General features: G+C 57.2%; 18 protein-coding genes. 17 read left to right on the forward strand and 1 reads right to left on the reverse strand.

Annotation, left to right across the window (positions count from 1 at the left end; all coding sequences use genetic code 11):
• The first annotated feature begins 104 nt into the window (after nt 1–104).
• From trmJ to sseB, 11 genes are all read left to right on the forward strand, one after another.
• Nucleotides 105–839: a tRNA (cytosine(32)/uridine(32)-2'-O)-methyltransferase TrmJ gene (trmJ, locus tag GKAS_RS00875; RefSeq protein ID WP_035891359.1), complete on the forward strand. Its 735-nt coding sequence runs from the start codon at nt 105–107 to the stop codon at nt 837–839.
• A 238-nt stretch (nt 840–1,077) separates the two neighbouring features.
• On the forward strand, nt 1,078–1,569 hold the full coding sequence (gene iscR, locus GKAS_RS00880; protein ID WP_035891361.1) for a Fe-S cluster assembly transcriptional regulator IscR: 492 nt from the start codon (nt 1,078–1,080) through the stop codon (nt 1,567–1,569).
• Nucleotides 1,570–1,733: 164 nt separating this feature from the next.
• Entirely contained in the window at nt 1,734–2,948 is a 1,215-nt protein-coding gene (gene iscS, locus GKAS_RS00885) for a cysteine desulfurase (RefSeq protein WP_035891364.1), read from the forward strand.
• 25 nt (nt 2,949–2,973) lie between these two features.
• Nucleotides 2,974–3,360 carry a Fe-S cluster assembly scaffold IscU gene (gene iscU, locus GKAS_RS00890; RefSeq protein WP_005120408.1) on the forward strand — a complete coding sequence of 129 codons (387 nt, stop codon included), beginning with the start codon at nt 2,974–2,976 and terminating at the stop codon, nt 3,358–3,360.
• An 18-nt stretch (nt 3,361–3,378) separates the two neighbouring features.
• A complete protein-coding gene (gene iscA, locus GKAS_RS00895; protein ID WP_035891367.1) occupies nt 3,379–3,702 on the forward strand; it encodes an iron-sulfur cluster assembly protein IscA in 324 nt (107 codons plus the stop codon).
• Nucleotides 3,703–3,780: 78 nt separating this feature from the next.
• A complete protein-coding gene (gene hscB / locus GKAS_RS00900; RefSeq protein WP_035891370.1) occupies nt 3,781–4,296 on the forward strand; it encodes a co-chaperone HscB in 516 nt (171 codons plus the stop codon).
• A gap of 15 nt (nt 4,297–4,311) precedes the next feature.
• Nucleotides 4,312–6,162 (forward strand): Fe-S protein assembly chaperone HscA, encoded by a 1,851-nt coding sequence (gene hscA, locus GKAS_RS00905; protein WP_035891372.1) that lies wholly within the window; start codon nt 4,312–4,314, stop codon nt 6,160–6,162.
• 1 nt (nt 6,163) lies between these two features.
• Nucleotides 6,164–6,499, forward strand: a complete 336-nt coding sequence (fdx, locus tag GKAS_RS00910) for an ISC system 2Fe-2S type ferredoxin (RefSeq protein ID WP_035891374.1) — start codon at nt 6,164–6,166, stop codon at nt 6,497–6,499.
• A 9-nt stretch (nt 6,500–6,508) separates the two neighbouring features.
• Nucleotides 6,509–6,709: a Fe-S cluster assembly protein IscX gene (gene iscX, locus GKAS_RS00915; RefSeq protein WP_035891375.1), complete on the forward strand. Its 201-nt coding sequence runs from the start codon at nt 6,509–6,511 to the stop codon at nt 6,707–6,709.
• A gap of 52 nt (nt 6,710–6,761) precedes the next feature.
• Entirely contained in the window at nt 6,762–8,045 is a 1,284-nt protein-coding gene (pepB, locus tag GKAS_RS00920) for an aminopeptidase PepB (protein WP_035891525.1), read from the forward strand.
• Between the two features lie 87 nt (nt 8,046–8,132).
• Nucleotides 8,133–8,909: an enhanced serine sensitivity protein SseB gene (gene sseB / locus GKAS_RS00925; RefSeq protein WP_035891377.1), complete on the forward strand. Its 777-nt coding sequence runs from the start codon at nt 8,133–8,135 to the stop codon at nt 8,907–8,909.
• An 85-nt stretch (nt 8,910–8,994) separates the two neighbouring features.
• Here the strand turns inward: sseB and sseA are convergent, their stop codons facing one another.
• Nucleotides 8,995–9,840, reverse strand: coding sequence for a 3-mercaptopyruvate sulfurtransferase (gene sseA, locus GKAS_RS00930; protein ID WP_035891380.1), 846 nt, complete (start codon nt 9,838–9,840; stop codon nt 8,995–8,997).
• A 202-nt stretch (nt 9,841–10,042) separates the two neighbouring features.
• On the opposite strand from sseA, the gene GKAS_RS00935 reads away from it, so the two are divergent.
• From GKAS_RS00935 to ispG, 6 genes are all read left to right on the forward strand, one after another.
• Entirely contained in the window at nt 10,043–14,983 is a 4,941-nt protein-coding gene (locus GKAS_RS00935) for an alpha-2-macroglobulin family protein (protein ID WP_035891382.1), read from the forward strand.
• A gap of 1 nt (nt 14,984) precedes the next feature.
• A complete protein-coding gene (gene pbpC / locus GKAS_RS00940; protein WP_035891383.1) occupies nt 14,985–17,303 on the forward strand; it encodes a peptidoglycan glycosyltransferase PbpC in 2,319 nt (772 codons plus the stop codon).
• Between the two features lie 256 nt (nt 17,304–17,559).
• Nucleotides 17,560–17,991 (forward strand): nucleoside-diphosphate kinase, encoded by a 432-nt coding sequence (gene ndk / locus GKAS_RS00945; protein ID WP_035891385.1) that lies wholly within the window; start codon nt 17,560–17,562, stop codon nt 17,989–17,991.
• 167 nt (nt 17,992–18,158) lie between these two features.
• Nucleotides 18,159–19,325, forward strand: a complete 1,167-nt coding sequence (gene rlmN / locus GKAS_RS00950; RefSeq protein ID WP_035891388.1) for a dual-specificity RNA methyltransferase RlmN — start codon at nt 18,159–18,161, stop codon at nt 19,323–19,325.
• Nucleotides 19,326–19,602: 277 nt separating this feature from the next.
• Nucleotides 19,603–20,622 (forward strand): cytoskeleton protein RodZ, encoded by a 1,020-nt coding sequence (rodZ, locus tag GKAS_RS00955; RefSeq protein ID WP_035891390.1) that lies wholly within the window; start codon nt 19,603–19,605, stop codon nt 20,620–20,622.
• Nucleotides 20,623–20,648: 26 nt separating this feature from the next.
• Complete coding sequence (gene ispG, locus GKAS_RS00960) at nt 20,649–21,767, forward strand: flavodoxin-dependent (E)-4-hydroxy-3-methylbut-2-enyl-diphosphate synthase (RefSeq protein WP_035891392.1); 1,119 nt, start codon at nt 20,649–20,651, stop codon at nt 21,765–21,767.
• Nucleotides 21,768–21,822: the final 55 nt, after the last annotated feature.

Genomic DNA, 21,822 nt, shown 5'->3' on the forward strand with positions numbered 1-21,822 from the left:
GATGTTAAAGAACGGGGAAAACGGCGCATATCATAGCAGCGAATTCGGATTCTGTCTCAGGTTTATGGTAATATGGTCGAATAATCTTTAGACGAAGAATGACAATGCTGCAAAATATCCGAATCGTGCTGGTCGAAACCTCTCACACCGGCAATATGGGCTCCGTCGCCCGCGCTATGAAAACCATGGGGTTAACCAACCTGTGGCTGGTCAACCCGCTGGTGAAACCGGACTCCCAGGCCATCGCTCTGGCCGCCGGTGCCAGCGATGTCATTGGCAACGCGCAGATCGTCGATACCCTCGATGAAGCGCTGGCCGGTTGTAGCCTGGTGGTTGGCACCAGCGCGCGTTCCCGTACGCTGCCGTGGCCGATGCTCGACCCGCGCGAGTGCGGTCTGAAAAGCGTCTCAGAAGGTGAACATGCGCCGGTCGCGCTGGTGTTCGGTCGTGAGCGCGTTGGCCTGACCAACGATGAACTGCAGAAATGTCATTACCACGTCGCGATTGCCGCTAACCCGGAATACAGCTCGCTGAACCTGGCGATGGCCGTGCAGGTTATTGCTTATGAAGTGCGCATGGCCTGGCTGGCGACGCAGGAAAGCAATGAACCGAAGGTTGAGCACGAAGAGACGCCGTACCCGCTGGTGGACGATCTTGAACGTTTCTACGGTCACCTGGAGCAGACGCTGCTCTCTACCGGTTTCATTCGTGAAAACCATCCGGGGCAGGTGATGAGCCGTTTACGTCGTCTGTTTACCCGCGCGCGCCCGGAAAGCCAGGAGCTGAACATCCTGCGTGGGATTCTGGCGTCTATCGAGCAGCAGAATAAAGGCAAGTAACCGCGTTAATGCCGGATGGCGCTTCGCTTATTGGCCTACAAATCGTGCGGCCCGTAGGCCGGATAAGCGAAGCGCCATCCGGTAAATCAATACCGCACGGAACGCCAAATACCTGACTAAATTACTCAAGTAAATAGTTGACTGTTTTAGTCAGGAATGTCAGACTTGGCCCTGCTATGCAATACCCACAATATTATTAAAAACCCCGGGCAGGGGCGAGTTTGAGGTTAAGTAAGACATGAGACTGACATCTAAAGGGCGTTATGCCGTAACCGCGATGCTGGACGTTGCACTCAACTCCGAAGCGGGCCCGGTGCCGTTGGCTGATATTTCTGAACGTCAGGGAATTTCACTCTCCTATCTGGAGCAGCTGTTCTCCCGTCTGCGTAAAAATGGCTTAGTATCCAGCGTACGCGGACCTGGCGGTGGTTATCTGCTGGGTAAAGAAGCAAACCACATCGCAGTGGGTGAAGTGATTAGCGCAGTGGACGAGTCCGTTGACGCAACCCGCTGTCAGGGGAAAGGTGGTTGCCAGGGCGGCGATAAATGTTTGACCCACGCACTCTGGCGCGATCTGAGCGACCGTCTGACTGGCTTCCTGAACAACATCACCCTCGGTGAACTGGTCAATAACCAGGAAGTTCTGGATGTGTCTGGTCGCCAACATTCGCACGACACCTCCCGCAATACCCGCGTACAAGACGCAATCGACGTTAAGTTACGTGCATAATCCACCTGCTCTGCCGTGTGCCTTATCGGGCGCACGTAGCAGGGCTGGTTATAGATAAAAATGAGATTTCAGAGTCAGGCCGGGACAGCGTCCCGTCAACACGGTCGTACATCCAGCCGGTTGCCTGACTCCTTGCATTGAGTGATGTACGGAGTTAAAGAGCAATGAAATTACCGATTTATCTCGACTACTCCGCAACCACGCCGGTGGACCCGCGTGTTGCCGAGAAAATGATGCAGTTTCTGACCCTGGACGGGACCTTTGGTAACCCGGCCTCTCGTTCACACCGTTTCGGCTGGCAGGCTGAAGAGGCGGTAGATATCGCCCGTAACCAGATTGCCGACCTCGTGGGTGCAGACCCGCGTGAAATCGTCTTCACCTCCGGTGCGACTGAATCCGACAACCTGGCGATTAAAGGTGCAGCCAACTTTTATCAGAAAAAAGGCAAGCACATCATCACCAGCAAAACCGAGCATAAAGCCGTGCTGGACACCTGTCGTCAGCTCGAGCGCGAAGGTTTCGAAATCACCTATCTGGCGCCACAGCGCAACGGCATTATCGATCTCAAAGAGCTCGAAGCCGCTATGCGTGACGACACCATCCTCGTCTCCATCATGCACGTGAACAACGAAATCGGCGTGGTGCAGGATATCGCGACCATCGGCGAAATGTGCCGTGCGCGCGGCATTATCTATCACGTGGATGCCACTCAGAGCGTGGGCAAACTGCCTATCGACCTGAGCCAGCTGAAAGTTGACCTGATGTCCTTCTCCGGTCACAAAATCTACGGTCCAAAAGGTATCGGCGCGCTGTACGTTCGTCGTAAACCACGTATCCGTATCGAAGCGCAGATGCACGGCGGCGGTCACGAGCGCGGCATGCGTTCCGGTACTCTGCCTGTTCACCAGATCGTCGGCATGGGCGAAGCTTACCGTATCGCGAAAGAAGAGATGGAGACCGAAATGGCCCGTCTGCGCGGTCTGCGTAACCGCCTGTGGAACGGCGTGAAGGATATGGAAGAAGTCTACCTGAACGGCGATCTTGAGCAGGGCGCTCCAAACATCCTCAACGTGAGCTTTAACTACGTTGAAGGTGAATCCCTGATTATGGCGCTGAAAGACCTGGCGGTTTCCTCCGGTTCTGCCTGTACTTCCGCAAGCCTTGAGCCATCCTACGTGCTGCGCGCACTGGGCATGACCGATGAGCTGGCGCATAGCTCCATTCGTTTCTCTTTAGGTCGTTTCACTACCGAAGAAGAGATTGACTACACCATCAATCTGGTTCGCAACTCCATTGGCCGTCTGCGCGACCTTTCTCCACTGTGGGAAATGTTCAAGCAGGGCGTGGATCTGAACAGCATTGAATGGTCGCATCATTAATCGGTACCGATAAGGAGAATTCATCATGGCTTACAGCGAAAAAGTAATCGATCACTACGAGAACCCACGTAACGTAGGTTCTTTCGACAACAGCGACGAGAGCGTCGGCAGCGGCATGGTCGGTGCTCCGGCCTGCGGCGACGTGATGAAGTTGCAGATTAAAGTCAACAATGAAGGTATCATTGAAGACGCGCGTTTCAAGACCTACGGCTGCGGTTCCGCCATTGCTTCCAGCTCCCTCGTGACCGAGTGGGTGAAGGGGAAATCCCTGGACGAAGCACAGGCCATTAAAAATACCGATATCGCAGACGAGCTTGAACTGCCACCAGTGAAAATTCACTGTTCTATCCTGGCAGAAGACGCGATTAAAGCCGCCATTGCGGATTACAAAAGCAAACGTGAAGCAAAATAATTAAGAGTTGAGGTTTTTATGTCGATTACCTTAAGCGACAGTGCAGCAGCGCGAGTCAATACCTTCTTGTCAAACCGCGGTAAAGGGTTTGGTCTGCGTCTTGGCGTGAGAACGTCCGGTTGTTCAGGTATGGCCTATGTACTGGAATTTGTTGACGAGCCGGCGGCAGAAGATACCGTTTTCGAAGACAAAGGCGTGAAGGTTGTCATCGACGGTAAGAGCCTGCAATTTCTTGACGGCACGCAGCTCGACTTCGTGAAAGAAGGTCTGAACGAAGGGTTTAAATTTACTAACCCGAACGTCAAAGACGAGTGCGGTTGCGGCGAAAGCTTTAACGTCTGATTTTGAGTCCTGCCAACCCCACCATAGTTTTACGGCTGTGCGTGGGGTTTGTTTTAAATAGTTAACCCTGAGATCGTCATGGATTACTTCACTCTCTTTGGATTGCCAGCCGATTATCACGTAGACACTCAGGCCCTCGCGGCACGCTTCCAGGACCTGCAGCGTCAGAACCACCCTGACCGTTTTGCTAGCGGCAGCGACGCTGAACAGCTCGCGGCGGTTCAGCGTTCTGCGAACATCAACCAGGCATGGCAAACGCTGCGTCATCCGCTGACGCGTGCTGAATATCTGCTCTCCCTTCACGGCTTTGATCTTGCCTCCGAACAGCACACCGTGCGCGACACCGCGTTCCTGATGGAACAGCTGGAACTGCGCGAAGAGCTCGACGAAATTGAACAGGCGAAAGACACTGACCGTCTGGAAGGGCTTCTCAAGCGTATCAAATCGATGTACAGCCAACGTCAGCAGCAGATGGTGGCCGAACTTGATTCGCAGACGTGGGACGCGGCGGCGGATACCGTACGCAAACTGCGTTTTCTCGATAAACTCCAAAGCAGCGCTGAATTACTCGAAGAAAAGCTGCTCGATTTTTGATTCTGGAAGCTTAACATGGCCTTATTACAAATTAGTGAGCCGGGTCTGAGCGCCGCACCGCACCAGCGTCGTCTGGCGGTGGGTATTGACTTAGGCACCACCAATTCCCTGGTGGCTACCGTGCGTAGCGGTCAGGCAGAAACGCTGGCCGACAATCAGGGGCATCACCTGCTGCCTTCCGTTGTGCACTATCAGGAGCAGGGCCACGTGGTCGGCTACGATGCACGCACCAACGCCGCGCTGGATCCTGCCAACACCATTAGCTCCGTCAAACGCATGATGGGCCGCTCGCTGGCGGATATCCAGGCGCGTTACCCACACCTGCCGTACCAGTTCCAGGCAAGCGAAAACGGCCTGCCGATGCTGGTGACCAAGGCCGGTGTACTGAACCCGATCCGCGTCTCGGCCGATATCCTCAAAGCGCTGGCGGCTCGTGCCACCGAAACGCTTGAAGGCGAGCTTGATGGCGTGGTGATTACCGTTCCCGCTTACTTCGACGATGCACAGCGTCAGGGCACCAAAGACGCCGCGCGTCTGGCGGGCCTGCACGTGCTGCGTCTGCTGAACGAACCGACCGCCGCGGCGATTGCCTACGGCCTCGACTCCGGTCAGGAAGGGGTGATTGCCGTCTACGATTTGGGCGGCGGCACCTTCGATATCTCTATTCTGCGCCTGAGCCGCGGCGTGTTTGAGGTGCTGGCCACCGGCGGTGATTCCGCGCTGGGCGGCGACGACTTCGACCACCTGCTGGCCGACCATATCCGCGAACAGGCGGGCATTGCCGATCGCAGCGACAACCGCGTACAGCGCGAGCTGCTTGACGCCGCCATCGCCGCCAAAATCGCCCTGAGCGATGCCGACCGCGTGACCGTTGAGGTTGCAGGCTGGAAAGGTGAAGTGACCCGCGAACAGTTTAACGACCTGATTTCCGCGCTGGTGAAGCGCACGCTGCTGGCCTGCCGCCGCGCGCTGAAAGATGCGGGCGTGGAAGCCGAAGAGGTGCTGGAAGTGGTCATGGTCGGTGGTTCTACCCGCGTACCGCTGGTTCGTGAGCGCGTAGGTGAATTCTTTGGCCGCACGCCGCTGACCGCTATCGACCCGGATAAAGTGGTCGCCATTGGCGCCGCTGTTCAGGCTGATATTCTGGTCGGCAACAAGCCGGACAGCGAAATGCTGCTGCTCGACGTGATCCCGCTCTCTCTCGGCCTCGAAACCATGGGTGGCCTGGTTGAGAAGGTTATCCCGCGTAACACTACCATTCCGGTGGCACGAGCGCAGGAGTTCACCACCTTTAAAGACGGCCAGACCGCGATGTCCATCCACGTGATGCAGGGCGAACGCGAACTGGTGCAGGACTGCCGTTCACTGGCGCGCTTTGCGCTGCGCGGTATCCCGGCGCTACCGGCTGGCGGTGCGCACATTCGCGTGACCTTCCAGGTGGACGCCGACGGCCTGCTGAGCGTCACCGCCATGGAAAAATCCACCGGCGTTGAGTCGTCTATTCAGGTGAAGCCGTCCTACGGTCTGACCGATGGCGAAATCGCCACCATGATTCAGGATTCCATGAGCTATGCCGAGCAGGACGTGAAAGCACGTATGCTGGCAGAGCAGAAAGTGGAAGCCGCTCGCGTGCTGGAAAGCCTGCACAGCGCGCTGGCCGCTGATGCCGCGCTGTTAAGCGCCGCAGAGCGTCAGGAAATTGACGAGGCTGCCGCCGTGCTGAGCGCGGTTGCCGAGGGCAATGACACTGACGCCATAGAACAAGCCATTAAAAACGTTGACAAACAAACCCAGGAATTCGCCGCTCGCCGCATGGACCAATCCGTCCGTGTCGCGCTGAAAGGCCAATCCGTGGACGAGGTTTAATATGCCAAAGATTGTTTTTTTGCCACATCAGGACCTGTGTCCGGATGGCATCGTTGTGGAAGCTGAGACCGGTGAAACTATTCTGGATGCTGCGCTGCGTAGCGGTATCGAGATTGAACACGCCTGCGAAAAATCCTGTGCCTGCACCACCTGCCACTGCATCGTGCGTGAAGGCTTCGACTCGCTGCCAGAAAGCACCGAAGACGAAGACGATATGCTGGATAAAGCCTGGGGGCTGGAACCAGATAGCCGCCTGAGCTGCCAGGCCCGCGTAACGGATGAAGACCTGGTGGTCGAAATTCCGCGTTACACAATTAACCACGCGCGCGAGCACTAAGAGGATAGTATGGGACTTAAGTGGACTGACAGCCGCGAAATCGGCGAAGCGCTATACGATGCTTACCCGGATACCGATCCGAAAACGGTGCGCTTTACCGACATGCACCAGTGGATTTGCGACCTCGAAGATTTTGATGACGATCCTCAGGCATCAAATGAAAAAGTTCTTGAGGCAATTCTGCTAGTCTGGTTGGATGAAGCAGACTAAGTCACATAACGGGCTGCCATTCGGCGGCCCGTTTGCTAATAAGGATAAAAAAATGACAGAAGCCATGAAAATTACCCTTTCTACTCAGCCAGCCGATGCGCGCTGGGGTGAAAAAGCGGCCTATAGCATTAATGATGAAGGTATTGTCCTGCACCTGACCGGCCGCGACGATGCGGGTCTTATCCAGCGCGCGGCGCGTAAGATCGACGGCATGGGCATCAAGCATGTTGCGCTGGCTGGCGAAGGCTGGAATGTTGATCTGGCGTGGGCTTTCTGGGCGGGCTACAAAGGGCCAAAAGGCACCCGTCAGGTTGAATGGCCTGAACTGGACGACGCACAGCGCCAGGAACTGGACAACCGTCTTATCTACATTGATTGGGTTCGCGACACTATCAACGCCCCGGCGGAAGAACTGGGGCCGGAACAGCTGGCGCAGCGTGCGGTTGACCTGCTGTGCGGTGTGGCGTGCGACAACGTCTCTTATCGCATCACCAAAGGCGAAGATCTGCGTGAGCAGGGTTACGCTGGCCTGCACACCGTGGGTCGTGGTTCCGAACGTCCACCGGTGCTGCTGGCGCTGGACTACAACCCAACGGGCGATAAAGAAGCACCGGTTTACGCTTGCCTGGTCGGTAAAGGGATTACCTTCGACTCCGGCGGCTACAGCATCAAACAGAGTGCGTTCATGGACTCCATGAAGTCCGACATGGGCGGTGCGGCGACGGTGACCGGCGCGCTGGCGCTGGCGATTACTCGTGGCCTGAACAAGCGCGTAAAACTGTACCTGTGCTGCGCGGACAACCTGATCAGCGGTAATGCCTTCAAGCTTGGCGATATCATCCACTACCGTAACGGTAAAAATGTGGAAGTGATGAACACGGATGCGGAAGGTCGCCTGGTGCTGGCCGACGGCCTGATTGACGCTAGCGCGCAGAAGCCTGAGCTTATCATCGATGCGGCAACCCTGACCGGGGCGGCCAAAACCGCGCTGGGCAACGATTACCACGCGCTGTTCAGCTTTGACGACAAGCTGGCTAACCGCCTGCTGGCGAGCGCCAGTGCGGAAAATGAAGCCTTCTGGCGTCTGCCGCTGGCGGAGTTCCACCGCAACCAGCTGCCGTCTAACTTTGCTGAGCTGAACAACACCGGCAGCGCGGCCTACCCGGCGGGCGCAAGCACCGCGGCGGGCTTCCTGTCCCACTTCGTAGAGAACTATCACGAAGGTTGGCTGCACATCGACTGTTCCGCCACCTACCGTAAAGCGGCCGTTGAGCAGTGGTCGGCGGGTGCAACCGGGCTGGGCGTGCGGACTATCGCGAATCTGTTGACCGCGTAGGCCGGATAAGCGTAGCGCCATCCGGCAAAATACTGGCGGGGGCGCTTCGCTTGCCCGCCCTACAGTAACCATTGAATTTGTGGCCTTATGTCTGAAAGCAAAAACGAACTCGAAACGCTGCTGGAACAAGCGGCGACCGAACCCGCTCATCGTCCGGCCTTTTTCCGCACCTTGCTGGAATCCACCGTCTGGGTTCCCGGCAGCGCGGCTGACGACCAGCAGGTTGTTGACGACAGCGCCTTAGAATTACAACACTGGGAAAAAGACGATGGCACCTCCGTCATCCCGTTTTTCACCTCGCTGGAAGCTCTGAAAGAGGCGGTGACTACCGAGCAGGCCTTCGTGGTCATGCCGGTACGTACGTTGTTTGAAATGACCCTCGGTGAGACGCTGTTCCTGAACGCAAAGCTGCCGACCGGCAAAGAGTTTACTCCGCGTGAAATCAGTCACCTGATCGGCGAAGAGGGTAATCCGCTCAGCACGCAGGAAGTGCTCGAAGGCGGCAGCGCGCTGCTGCTCTCTGAAGTGGCAGAGCCACCGGCTCAGATGGTGGAGTCGCTGACTACGCTGTTTAAAACCCTGAAAACGGTGAAACGTGCGTTTATCTGTTCCATTAAAGAGCGTGCGGACGAGCAGCCGAATCTGCTGATCGGTATTGAAGCGGAAGGGGATATCGAAGAGATTATTCACGCCGCTGGCAGCGTGGCGACCGACACTCTACCGGGTGACGAGCCGATTGATATCTGTCAGGTAGTAGAAGGCGAGAAGGGCATCAGCCACTTTATGCTCGCCCATATCACGCCGTTCTATGAAAAACGCTGGGGCAGCTTCCTGCGTGATTTTAAGCAGAACCGAATCATTTGAAACCAGGCCGGATGGCGGCGTAAACGCGTTATCCGGCCTACCATTGTAGCCCGGGCGAGGCGTTTACGCCGACCCCGGGATGGCTTTACACCTGAGGCTCAATCGGCAAATCGTCGCGCGCGCCCCATTCGCTCCAGGCGCCGTCATACAGCACCACCTCTTTTGCATCCAGCGTTTTCAGCGCCAGCAGCACTACCGCCGCCGTCACGCCGGAACCACAGCTGGTGATAATCGGCTGGCTAAGATCAACGCCCTGACGGGCAAAAATCGCTTCCAGCTCGTCCGTGGTTTTCAGTTCACCGTTAAAGGTAAGCTCGTTCCATGGCACGTTCAGCGCACCGGGAATATGGCCGCGGCGCAGACCGGGACGCGGTTCATCCACTTCAGCATTAAAACGACCGGCTGGACGTGCATCGACAATCTGCACCGAGCGCTCATGGCTTGCCAGCAGCACATCGGTCAGACGTACAACGGCCTCGGCGTTAAACTTAACCTCAAATTCGCCTTCACCGGCATCAACATCGCCTTTTTCGAGCAGCAGTTCATCGCGCTGCCAACCCGCGAGGCCGCCTGCCAGAATAGAAACGTTTTCCACGCCGAAGGTTTTCAGCATCCACCACGCGCGCGGCGCGGAGAACAGGTTACCTTCGTCATAGACCACCAGATGCTTATCGCTGTTGACGCCCAGTTCGCGCATGGCAACAGCGAAGGCTTCAGGACGCGGCATCATGTGCGGCAATGAAGTGGTATGGTCGGAAAGCGCTTCGATATCAAAGAACAGCGCGCCAGGCAGATGACCCGCGCGGTATTCGCCCGCCATATCCCGGTGCTCCTGCCCTGGAGGTGCCATCCGGGCATCAATGATTTGAACTGCCGGGTCGTTAATGTGCTCAGCCAGCCAATCGGCGGCGACAAAGAAAGAGGTGGTCATGAGGTGCCTCCATTTGCAAACGTAAAGGAATTGTCGACGTTTTCCCTTAGGCTGACAAGTTAACTACGCCCTGGTTGTGATTGAGGCGATAGGGAATCTGAAAAGGATGTCCGGAAATGACCGTTCTATTGGTAAAAGTCACGTTTGCGCATAATACTATGTCAATTAACGAAATAGAGACTTAACGTCAGAGGTTCTAAGGATGAAACCGTTCCGTTTAGCCGTGCTTGCTATGCTGACCGCCACGCTTCTTGTCGGATGTGACGATAGCAAGAAAGCGCCGGATGCCAAACCCGCCGCTTCCGCATCGCAGAAAGCCGCGCCCGCCAAACCAGATGCTGCACAGTTGGAAAAGCTGGCTCAACAAAGCCAGGGTAAAGCGCTTACGCTACTTGATGCCTCTGAAGTGCAGCTCGATGGTGCCGCCACGCTGGTGTTGACCTTCTCTATTGCGCTTAACCCCGATCAGGATTTCAGCAAAACCGTCCACGTTGTGGATAAGAAAAGCGGCAAGGTTGACGGCGCCTGGGAGCTAGCACCCAACCTGAAAGAGTTGCGCCTACGCCATCTTGAGCCTAAGCGCGACCTTATTGTGACCGTCGACCCTGAACTGGCGGCGCTGAATAAAGCGACCTTCGGTACCAGCGTTGAAAAAACGCTGACCACCCGAGATATTGCGCCAAGCGTTGGTTTTGCCAGCCGTGGCTCTCTGCTGCCCGGTAAAGTGGTTGAAGGGCTGCCGGTGATGGTGCTCAACGTGCCACACGTCGACGTTAACTTCTTCCGCGTGAAGCCGGAGTCGCTGGCGGCGTTTGTCAGCCAGTGGGAGTACCGCAGTTCGCTCAGCAATTGGGAATCTGATGAACTGCTGAAAATGGCGGACCTCGTCTATACCGGACGTTTTGACCTGAACCCGGCGCGCAACACGCGGGAGAAATTGCTGCTGCCGCTGAAAGATATCGCGCCGCTGCAGCAGTCTGGCGTTTATATTGCGGTGATGAATCCGGCCGGACAATACAGCTACAGCAATGCCGCTACGCTCTTTACCTTAAGCGATGTTGGCGTATCGCTGCACCGCTACCACAATCAGCTGGATGTCTTCACTCAGAGCCTCGAGAACGGCGCTGCCCAGTCGGCGGTTGAGCTGACGCTGCTTAACGACAAAGGGCAAACGCTGGCTCAGGCCAACAGCGATAGCCAGGGCCATGCCACCCTCAAAACCGATAAAGACGCCGCGCTGCTGCTGGCACGAAAAGAGGGGCAAACCACTTTACTCGACCTGAAACTTCCGGCGCTGGATCTGGCCGAGTTCGATATTGCGGGGGACCCGGGCTACAGCAAACAGTTCTTTATGTTTGGCCCTCGAGATCTTTATCGTCCCGGTGAAACGGTGATCCTCAACGGTTTGCTGCGCGACGGTGACGGCAAGCCGCTGCCAGAACAGCCGGTGAAGCTGGAGGTGGTGAAACCGGACGGGCAAGTCATTCGTAGCGTGGTGAGCCAGCCGGTCAACGGCCTGTATCAGTTTACCTACCCGCTGGACGCTAGCGCGGCAACCGGCATGTGGCATATTCGCGCTAACACTGGCGATAACCAACTGCGCGAGTGGGATTTCCACGTTGAAGATTTTATGCCCGAACGCATGGCGCTGAACCTGACGCCGCAGTCCACACCGCTAGCACCGGGTGACGACGTGAAGTTTGACGTGGTGGGTTACTATCTTTACGGCGCGCCAGCCAGCGGTAACAGCCTGCAGGGTAAGCTCTTTTTACGTCCGCTACGCGAGGCCGTGGCCACGCTACCGGGTTTCCAGTTTGGTGATATTGCTGAAGAAAATACCTCCCGCAGCCTCGATGAAATGAACCTGACGCTGGACGGCAAAGGTCGTGGTGAGGTCACCACCGCCAGCCAGTGGCAGGAAACGCACTCGCCGCTGCAGGTCATCCTGCAGGCAAGTTTGCTGGAGTCCGGCGGTCGCCCGGTAACCCGTCGTGCCACTCAGGCCATCTGGCCCGCGCCTGAACTGCCGGGTATTCGTCCGCAGTTCGCCAGCAAGGCGGTCTATGACTACCGCACCGACACCACGGTGAATCAACCGATCGTCGATGAAAACAGCCAGGCGTCGTTTGATATCGTTTACACCAATGCGCAGGGTGAAAAAAAGGCCGTTTCTGACCTTCAGGTTCGGCTAATCCGCGAACGCCGCGACTACTACTGGAACTGGTCGGAAAGCGACGGCTGGCAGTCCCGTTTTGATCAAAAAGATCTGGTCGAGGGCGAAGAATCGCTGAGCCTGAAAGCCGATGAAACCGGCAAGGTCAGCTTCCCGGTAGAGTGGGGCGCTTATCGGTTAGAGGTTAAAGCGCCTGACGACGCGGTGACCAGCGTGCGCTTCTGGGCCGGTTATAGCTGGCAGGACAACAGCGACGGCAGCGGTGCGGCGCGTCCGGACAGCGTCACCCTGAAGCTGGACAAACCGAACTACCGACCTGGCGATACCATTAAACTGCACGTCGCGGCCCCGGCGGCGGGGAAAGGCTATGCCATGGTGGAGTCCAGCGACGGCCCGCTGTGGTGGCAAGAAATCAACGTTCCGGCGGAAGGGCTGGATCTTTCCATTCCGGTGGATAAGAGCTGGAACCGTCACGATCTTTACCTCAGTGCGCTGGTGGTGCGCCCGGGTGATAAATCCCGCTCCGCCACGCCGAAACGGGCGGTGGGCGTGCTGCATCTACCGCTTGGCGATGAACAGCGTCGGCTGGGTGTGACGCTTGAAAGTCCGCAAAAAATGCGGCCAAACCAGCCGCTGACCGTCAAGGTGAAGGTGAACCGCAAAGAGGGCGATACGCCGAAGCAGGTGAACGTGCTGCTTTCCGCCGTGGATAGCGGCGTGCTGAACATTACCGACTACACCACCCCCGACCCGTGGCAGGCGTTCTTCGGCCAGAAACGTTACGGCGCGGATATCTATGACATCTACGGGCAGGTGATTGAAGGCCAGGGGCGATTGGCGAGCCTGCGCTTTGGCGGCGATGGTGATGAACTTAACCGCGGCGGTAAACCGCCGGTTAACCACGTCACGATTATTGCCCAGCAGGCACAGCCCGTCACGCTTGATGAAAACGGCGAAGGCACCATTACGATGCCGATTGGTGATTTTAACGGCGAGCTTCGCGTGATGGCGCAGGCCTGGACGGCGGAAGATTTTGGCAGCGCTGAGTCTAAAGTGGTAGTCGCCGCGCCGGTGGTGGTTGAGCTGAATACGCCGCGCTTTATGGCCGGTGGTGACAGCGCGCGACTGACGCTGGACGTAACCAACCTGACGGACAAACCGCAGACGCTCAACGTTCAATTAGCGGCCAGCGGCCTGCTACAGCTGAAAGGCGCACAGCCGGAGCCGGTTACGCTGGAGCCTGGTGTACGCCATACGCTTTTTGTCCCAGTTAGCGCTGGCGAAGGCTACGGTGATGGTGAAGTCAATGTCACGGTGACGGGGATGACGCTACCGGGTGAAACTCTGGCCGACTTCCACAAACAGTGGAAAATCGGCGTGCGTCCGGCCTATCCGGCACAAACCGTCAATAGCGGCGCGGTGCTACAACCGGGTGAAAGCTGGAACGTTCCGGAAAACCAGCACCTGAACTTCTCACCGGCTACGCTACAGGGGCAGCTGCTGTTAAGCGGTAAACCACCGCTGAATCTGGCCCGCTATATTCGCGAACTGAAGGCCTATCCGTACGGCTGCCTGGAGCAGACCGCCAGCGGCCTCTTCCCGCAGCTTTATACCAACGCCGCGCAGCTTAAAACGTTGGGCATTGTCGGTGATAGCGACGACAAACGTCGCGCGGCGGTGGATATCGGGATTTCGCGTCTGCTGCAAATGCAGAAAGATAACGGCGGCTTCGCGCTGTGGGATAAAGACGGCCCGGAAGAGTACTGGCTGACCGCCTACGCGATGGACTTCCTGGTGCGCGCGGGTGAGCAGGGCTATAGCGTACCGGCAGAGGCGATTAACAAAGGCAATAACCGTATGCTGCGCTATTTGCAGGAGCCGGGGCTGATGAACGTACGTTATACCGACGATAACGCGGCAAGCCGCTTCGCGATTCAGGCCTATGCAGGTCTGGTGCTGGCACGGCAGCAAAAAGCGCCGCTTGGCGCGCTGCGTGAACTGTGGGAGCGTCGTGCTCAGGCGGGTTCCGGCCTGCCGCTAATGCAGCTAGGTATTGCGCTGAAAGCGATGGGGGATGCACCGCGCAGCGAACAGGCTATCCAGCTTTCGCTCACCACCAAACGTGAGGATCAGCGGCGCTGGCTGGCGGATTACGGCAGTGCGCTTCGCGATAACGCGCTGATGCTATCGCTGCTGGAAGAGAACAAGCTCCTGCCTGACGCGCAAAACACGCTGCTGCAAACGCTCTCCGAGCAGGCGTTCAGCGAGCGCTGGCTGTCGACCCAGGAGAACAATGCGCTGTTCCTGGCGGCGAAAGGTGTACTGGACCTGCCGGGCAACTGGCAGGCGCAAACCTCGTTTGAAAGCCAGCCGCTGCAAGGGGAGAAAGCCCTGACGCGAAATCTCGACGGTGACCAGCTTTCTACCTTGACGGTGACGAACAAGGGTGAACAGCCGCTGTGGCTGCGCCTTGATAGCACAGGGTATCCGGAGAATGCGCCTGCGGCGTCAAGCAACGTGCTGCATATCGAGCGGCAGTTCTACGGCACCGACGGGCAGCGTAAATCGCTCTCATCATTGCGCAGCGGTGAACTGGTACTGGTGAAGCTGGACGTTAACGCCAGCCAGAACGTACCGGATGCCCTGGTTGTTGATATGCTGCCGGCGGGTCTGGAGTTAGAAAACCAGAACCTGGCGAACAGCAGCGCCAATCTACAGGACAACGGCGCTGAGGTGCAGGAGTGGCTAAACCAGATGCAGCAGGCGGATATCCAGCATATGGAATTCCGCGACGATCGCTTTGTGGCGGCGGTTTCGGTGAGCGCCAATCAACCGGTGACGCTTATCTACCTCGCTCGTGCGGTGATGCCGGGCACCTACCGCGTGCCGCCGTCTCAGGTTGAGTCTATGTATGTTCCGGGCTGGCGCGCCGTTGGGGCAGCGGACGATATGCTAATCGTTGTGCCGTAGGATGCGTCTTGCCTGGATTAAACGCCCCGTCTGGCGATGGCTAGCCGGGGCGGTCGTGTTGTTGTGCGCTGTCGTTGTGCTGGCTGATAAACTCTGGCCGTTGCCGCTCCATGAGGTCACCCCCGCTCGGGTAGTAGTGGCGGAGGACGGCAGCCCGCTGTGGCGTTTTGCCGATGCGCAGGGGATCTGGCGCTATCCGGTGACTATCGAAGAGGTGTCGCCGCGCTATCTTGATGCTCTCATTCAGTATGAAGACCGCTGGTTCTGGGATCATCCCGGCGTGAATCCGTTATCTATTGCGCGTGCGGCCTGGCAGGATGTGACTTCGGGGCGCGTAGTGTCCGGCGGCAGCACCCTGACCATGCAGGTAGCGCGCTTGCTCGACCCACACCCGCGAACCTTCGGCGGAAAATTTCGCCAGCTCTGGCGCGCGATGCAGCTGGAGTGGCACCTCTCTAAACGAGACATCCTTACTCTTTACCTCAATCGTGCCCCGTTTGGCGGCACGCTACAGGGTATTGGCGCGGCAAGCTGGGCCTATCTGGGTAAGCCTCCCGCCCAGCTGAGCTACGCCGATGCTGCACTGCTGGCGGTGTTGCCGCAGGCACCGAGCCGCCTGCGCCCGGACCGCTGGCCCGCTCGCGCTCAGGCGGCGCGTAATAAAGTGCTGGACCGCATGCTGGTGCAAAAGGTCTGGTCGGCCGAGGTGGTGAAAGAGGCGAAAGAGGAGCCGGTCTGGCTGTTTCCACGGCAAATGCCGCAGCTTGCACCGCTCTTTTCACGTCATATGCTGGCTCGCAGTCGGGATGAGAAAGTGGTCACGACTCTGAATGCCGGGTTACAGCGCCAGCTTGAAGAGATGGCTCTGAACTGGAAATCGCGCCTGCCGCCGCGTAGTTCGCTCGCGATAGTGGTGGTGGATAATCGAGACATGAAAGTACGCGGCTGGGTGGGCTCAGTGGATATCTCCGATGACAGCCGGTTTGGTCATGTCGATATGGTGACGGCGGTTCGCTCGCCGGGCTCGGTGCTGAAACCGTTTTTGTACGGCATGGCGCTCGACAGCGCGTTGATCCATCCGGCTTCGCTGTTGCAGGATGTGCCACGGCGAGTAGGTGACTACCGACCCGGCAATTTTGACAGCGGTTTTCACGGCCCGGTAAGCATGAGCGATGCGCTGGTGCGTTCATTGAATCTTCCGGCGGTGCAGGTGCTGGATGCCTACGGGCCTAAGCAGTTCGCTGCTCGTTTGCGTAATGCCGGGCTGCCGTTGATTTTGCCTGCGGGGGCGGAGCCAAACTTGTCGCTGATTCTTGGTGGCTCGGGGGCAAGGCTTGCGGATATTACCGCCGCCTATAGCGCCTTCGCCCGTCATGGCAAAGTGGGCAAACTGCGCCTGCTGGCCAGCGATCCGTTGGTAGAGCGCCCCTTGCTCTCTGCGGGGGCGGCGTGGATTATTCGCCGCATTCTTGCCGGAGAAGCCCAGCCGGTGCCCGATGCCTCATTACCGCAGGTCGTGCCGCTGGCATGGAAAACCGGTACCAGCTATGGCTATCGCGATGCGTGGGCCATTGGCGTAAACGCTCGCTATAGCATTGGTATCTGGACGGGCAGACCGGACGGCACGCCGGTAGCCGGGCAGTTTGGTTTTGCCAGCGCGATTCCGCTGCTCAATCAGGTGAGTAACCTGCTGCTGGCCAGCACTACGCGCCAGCAGGAAGGCCGCGACCAGCGCCCTGCATCGGTAAGCTCGGCGGAGATTTGCTGGCCAGGTGGGCAACCCTTGCCGGCTGGAGATAGTAACTGCCGCCGACGGCTGTCCACCTGGGTGCTGGATAACAGCCTGCCGCCGACGCTGCTGCTGCCGGAGCAAGAAGGGATGCAGGGAATTCGTTTCCCGCTGTGGCTGGACGCTGAAGGTAAGCGCGTCGCGGCGGATTGTCCTGACGCCCGTGAAATCACGCTCGACGTCTGGCCGCTGCCGCTGGAGCCGTGGCTGCCCGCCGGAGAGCGCCGCGCCGCGCGACTGCCGCCGGTTTCGACGAGTTGCCCGCCGCGCCAATTGCAGAATGCCGCCCCGCTGATGCTTTCCGGTATTCGTGAAGATGCGGTGATTCGACGTTTGCCCGGTGAGCCGAGCGCAAAAGTCGTGCTGCAGGCAAGCGGTGGGGAAGGGCGACGCTGGTGGTTCCTCAACGGTGAACCGCAGGCGAGTGCAGGCGATAGTCTGACGTTAACGCTGACAGACCCGGCGGCTTATCAACTGGTGGTGATGGATGAAGCAGGGCAGACGTCGGTGGTGAATTTTACGCTACAGTGAGTGACGTTGCCGGTTGGTGCTGCGCTTACCCGGCCTACAATATGGCATCGACCCGTAGGCCCGATAAGCGTAGCGCCATCGGGCAAAACCGGCGCGCAATAACCAAACCGAGCGTGTTACAAAATGTGTTGCTTAAAAGTGTTTTATTTTAAAAAAATGTTACCTTCATCCATAGGCAACGACGCATCCGGTCTTTATAATCCGCGCCAGGTCATACAACTGCTGTATGCACGACAACATAAAATTAGAGGTAATCATGGCTATTGAACGTACTTTTTCCATCATCAAACCAAACGCGGTGGCAAAAAACGTTATTGGCAGCATCTTCTCTCGCTTTGAATCAGCAGGGTTTAAGATTGTTGGCACCAAAATGCTGCACCTGACCGTTGAGCAGGCTCGTGGCTTCTACGCTGAGCACGATGGTCGTCCATTCTTCGACGGTCTGGTTGAGTTCATGACCTCCGGCCCAATCGTGGTTTCCGTACTGGAAGGTGAAAACGCCGTTCAGCGTCACCGTGACCTGCTGGGCGCAACCAACCCAGACAACGCGCTGGCTGGCACGCTGCGTGCTGACTACGCGGACAGCTTCACCGAAAACGGCACCCACGGTTCTGACTCCGTAGAATCCGCCGCACGCGAAATCGCTTTCTTCTTCGCAGAAGGCGAAGTGTGCCCACGTACCCGCTAAGGGCACGTTTACACTTTATTTAGCGAATGCCGCGTGCAGACGTGGCATCCGTGCGCCAGAATTTGTACAATGCAGCGCCCCCGGAATAGCAGACCGCTTTCCTGGGGCGCTTCTTTTTATCAACCCTCCAGGGGCCATAACGTGTAACAACGAGGCCGGAATAGAAAATGTCTGAACAAATTGTCACGCCTGAGAGCGCCATCCCGGCGGTTCCCAACAAAGATGGAAAAATTAACCTGCTGGATCTTAGCCGTCCGCAGATGCGCGAGTTTTTTAAAGACTTAGGCGAAAAACCCTTCCGCGCCGACCAGGTGATGAAGTGGATGTACCACTACTGCTGCGACGACTTTGATGAAATGACTGACATCAACAAAGTCCTGCGCGGCAAGCTCAAAGAAGTTGCTGAAATTCGCGCCCCGGAAGTGGTGGAAGAGCAGCGTTCATCTGACGGCACCATCAAATGGGCGATTGCCGTTGGCGATCAGCGCGTTGAAACCGTTTATATTCCAGAAGACGATCGCGCCACCCTGTGCGTCTCTTCACAGGTCGGTTGTGCATTAGAGTGTAAATTCTGCTCTACGGCTCAGCAGGGCTTTAACCGTAACCTGCGGGTATCGGAAATTATCGGCCAGGTCTGGCGCGCGGCGAAAATCGTCGGTGCCGTCAAAGCGACCGGCGTACGTCCTATCACCAACGTGGTGATGATGGGCATGGGGGAACCCCTGCTGAACCTGACCAACGTGGTTCCAGCAATGGAAATCATGCTGGACGATTTCGGTTTTGGTCTCTCTAAACGTCGCGTTACCCTGTCTACCTCAGGCGTTGTGCCTGCGCTGGACAAACTGGGCGACATGATTGACGTGGCGCTGGCTATTTCCCTGCACGCACCGAACGACACCATCCGTGACGAAATTGTACCTATCAACAAAAAGTACAATATCGCGACGTTCCTGGAATCCGTTCGTGGCTACATTTCGAAGTCCAACGCCAATCAGGGCCGCGTGACCATCGAATACGTGATGCTTGACCACGTCAACGACGGTACCGAGCATGCGCATGAGCTGGCTGCACTGCTGAAAGATACGCCGTGCAAGATCAACCTCATTCCGTGGAACCCGTTCCCGGGTGCGCCGTATGGTCGCAGCTCTAACAGCCGTATCGACCGTTTCTGTAAAGTGTTGATGGGCTACGGTTTTACCACTATCGTGCGTAAAACTCGCGGAGATGACATTGATGCCGCCTGCGGTCAGTTGGCCGGTGATGTTATCGACCGTACCAAGCGTACAATGCGTAAGCGTATGCAGGGTGAAACCATCGAAGTAAAAGCGCTGTAATTCAGCGTGACGAGCGCCTGAAAGGGCGCACGTAGAGTCAAGTGCTTAAGGATTAGGCGAAACGTACTGATCTGGTTAATAATTACGGTGCGTTTCGACAAGTATTGAGGCAGTATGTAGCGTTGCAATTACAGCGTGAATACTGCCTTTGACGCTGTTTTGGATAGGGTACACCCGACAGCCAGTCTGTCAGTTCGAACACACGACCGGATGTTTCGCGGTGCGGGCAAGATTCCGCATCAGAACCTTAAATTTCACGAATCAGCAGTTGTAGCGAATGAATACTGAAACCAACCACGACCAACAAGAAGCACAGACCACGGGTGTCCGTTTGCGTAATGCCCGTGAACAACTCGGACTCAGCCAGCAAGCCGTTGCAGAACGCTTGTGCCTGAAGGTTTCCACCGTTCGTGATATTGAAGAAGATAAGGCGCCTGCTGAACTCGCTTCAACATTCTTGCGTGGTTATATCCGTTCCTACGCTCGCCTCGTGCATATCCCCGAGGAAGAGCTGCTGCCGATGATGGAAAAGCAAGCGCCGGTACGCGCGGCGAAAGTCGCACCGATGCAGACCTTCTCCTTGGGTAAACGTCGCAAAAAACGCGATGGCTGGCTGATGAGCTTTACCTGGCTCGTGCTGTTCGTGGTGGTCGGTTTAACCGTCGCCTGGTGGTGGCAGAACCACAAAGCGCAGCAGGAAGAGATCACCACCATGGCCGATCAGTCCTCCGTTGAGCTGAAAGCGAACGGCAGCGACGCGCAGGATATCCCGCTGAACACTGGCGCGGATGCTAACCAGGCTCCAACAACCGCTGATTCCGCAACAGCACCAGATACCGCGACCGCCGCACCAACGGATGCCGCACCATCTGCGACTACCGCACCAGCAGCGACAGCACAGAATAACGCCGTTGTGGCACCGTCTCAGGCTAACGTCGACGGTACCGTAGCGCAAACCACAACTCCTGCACCACAGACCGCTACGCCGGGCGCACTGCCAACTGACTCGGCTCAGACAACTGCCCCGGTTGCTGATGGCAACGCGCTGGTGATGAACTTCTCCGCCGACTGCTGGCTGGAAGTCACCGACGCTACCGGTAAGAAACTGTTCAGCGGCCTGCAGCGTAAAGGTGGTAACCTGAACCTGAGCGGTCAGGCACCTTACAAACTGAAAATTGGTGCACCGGCCGCAGTACAGATTGAATACCAGGGTAAACCTGTCGATCTGAGCCGCTTTATCAGAACTAACCAGGTTGCGCGCCTGACCGTGAGTGCTGAACAATCACCAGCACAATAACAGACGCGTAATGCGGGAGATTTTTCATGCACAACCAGGCTCCAATTCAACGTAGAAAATCCACACGCATTTACGTTGGGAACGTGCCGATCGGCGATGGGGCTCCTATCGCCGTACAGTCGATGACCAATACGCGCACAACAGACGTTGAAGCGACGGTTAATCAAATTAAGGCGTTAGAACGCGTTGGGGCGGATATCGTTCGCGTATCCGTACCGACGATGGACGCTGCAGAAGCCTTCAAGCTTATCAAACAGCAGGTTAACGTCCCGCTGGTTGCCGATATTCACTTCGACTACCGTATTGCCCTGAAAGTGGCGGAGTACGGCGTTGACTGCCTGCGCATTAACCCGGGTAACATCGGCAACGAAGAGCGTATTCGCATGGTTGTTGACTGCGCTCGCGATAAAAACATCCCTATCCGTATCGGCGTTAACGCCGGGTCGCTGGAAAAAGATCTGCAGGAAAAATACGGCGAGCCTACGCCGCAGGCGCTGCTGGAATCAGCCATGCGTCACGTGGATCACCTCGATCGTCTGAACTTCGATCAGTTTAAAGTCAGCGTGAAAGCGTCAGACGTTTTCCTGGCAGTGGAATCTTATCGCCTGTTGGCGAAACAGATCGATCAACCGCTGCACCTTGGGATCACCGAAGCGGGCGGCCTGCGTAGCGGCTCCGTGAAGTCGGCGATTGGCCTTGGTCTGCTGCTGTCCGAAGGGATCGGCGATACGCTGCGCGTTTCGCTGGCGGCGGATCCGGTTGAAGAGATCAAAGTTGGTTTCGATATTCTGAAATCACTGCGCATCCGCGCGCGCGGGATCAACTTCATCGCCTGTCCAACCTGTTCACGTCAGGAATTTGACGTTATCGGGACGGTCAACGCGCTGGAACAGCGTCTCGAAGATATCATCACCCCGATGGACGTATCGATCATCGGCTGCGTGGTAAACGGCCCTGGCGAAGCGCTGGTGTCGACGCTGGGCGTGACCGGCGGCAACAAAAAAAGCGGCCTGTACGAAGACGGCGTGCGTAAAGACCGCGTTGATAACGACGATATGATTAGCCAGCTTGAAGCAAGAATCCGCGCGAAAGCCTCGGTGCTTGATGAAGCGCGCCGTATCGACGTTCAGCAGGTTGAAAAATAACGAGATGGGAAGCGGCTTGCTTCCTGTGTATGATTGAACCCCAGGCGCTGAACGC

This window comes from Kluyvera ascorbata ATCC 33433, assembly GCF_000735365.1.
Taxonomy (GTDB): Bacteria; Pseudomonadota; Gammaproteobacteria; order Enterobacterales; family Enterobacteriaceae; genus Kluyvera; species Kluyvera ascorbata.

Excerpts from the sequence above, each read along its gene's own strand:
- hscB (WP_035891370.1), top strand. The coding sequence starts at position 3,781 with ATGGATTACTTCACTCTCTTTGGATTGCCAGCCGATTATCACGTAGAC.
- rlmN (WP_035891388.1), top strand. The coding sequence starts at position 18,159 with ATGTCTGAACAAATTGTCACGCCTGAGAGCGCCATCCCGGCGGTTCCC.
- iscU (WP_005120408.1), top strand. The coding sequence starts at position 2,974 with ATGGCTTACAGCGAAAAAGTAATCGATCACTACGAGAACCCACGTAAC.
- GKAS_RS00935 (WP_035891382.1), top strand. The coding sequence starts at position 10,043 with ATGAAACCGTTCCGTTTAGCCGTGCTTGCTATGCTGACCGCCACGCTT.
- iscX (WP_035891375.1), top strand. The coding sequence starts at position 6,509 with ATGGGACTTAAGTGGACTGACAGCCGCGAAATCGGCGAAGCGCTATAC.
- hscA (WP_035891372.1), top strand. The coding sequence starts at position 4,312 with ATGGCCTTATTACAAATTAGTGAGCCGGGTCTGAGCGCCGCACCGCAC.
- iscR (WP_035891361.1), top strand. The coding sequence starts at position 1,078 with ATGAGACTGACATCTAAAGGGCGTTATGCCGTAACCGCGATGCTGGAC.
- sseA (WP_035891380.1), bottom strand. The coding sequence starts at position 9,840 with ATGACCACCTCTTTCTTTGTCGCCGCCGATTGGCTGGCTGAGCACATT.
- pepB (WP_035891525.1), top strand. The coding sequence starts at position 6,762 with ATGACAGAAGCCATGAAAATTACCCTTTCTACTCAGCCAGCCGATGCG.
- trmJ (WP_035891359.1), top strand. The coding sequence starts at position 105 with ATGCTGCAAAATATCCGAATCGTGCTGGTCGAAACCTCTCACACCGGC.
- ispG (WP_035891392.1), top strand. The coding sequence starts at position 20,649 with ATGCACAACCAGGCTCCAATTCAACGTAGAAAATCCACACGCATTTAC.
- sseB (WP_035891377.1), top strand. The coding sequence starts at position 8,133 with ATGTCTGAAAGCAAAAACGAACTCGAAACGCTGCTGGAACAAGCGGCG.
- pbpC (WP_035891383.1), top strand. The coding sequence starts at position 14,985 with ATGCGTCTTGCCTGGATTAAACGCCCCGTCTGGCGATGGCTAGCCGGG.
- iscS (WP_035891364.1), top strand. The coding sequence starts at position 1,734 with ATGAAATTACCGATTTATCTCGACTACTCCGCAACCACGCCGGTGGAC.
- rodZ (WP_035891390.1), top strand. The coding sequence starts at position 19,603 with ATGAATACTGAAACCAACCACGACCAACAAGAAGCACAGACCACGGGT.
- iscA (WP_035891367.1), top strand. The coding sequence starts at position 3,379 with ATGTCGATTACCTTAAGCGACAGTGCAGCAGCGCGAGTCAATACCTTC.
- ndk (WP_035891385.1), top strand. The coding sequence starts at position 17,560 with ATGGCTATTGAACGTACTTTTTCCATCATCAAACCAAACGCGGTGGCA.
- fdx (WP_035891374.1), top strand. The coding sequence starts at position 6,164 with ATGCCAAAGATTGTTTTTTTGCCACATCAGGACCTGTGTCCGGATGGC.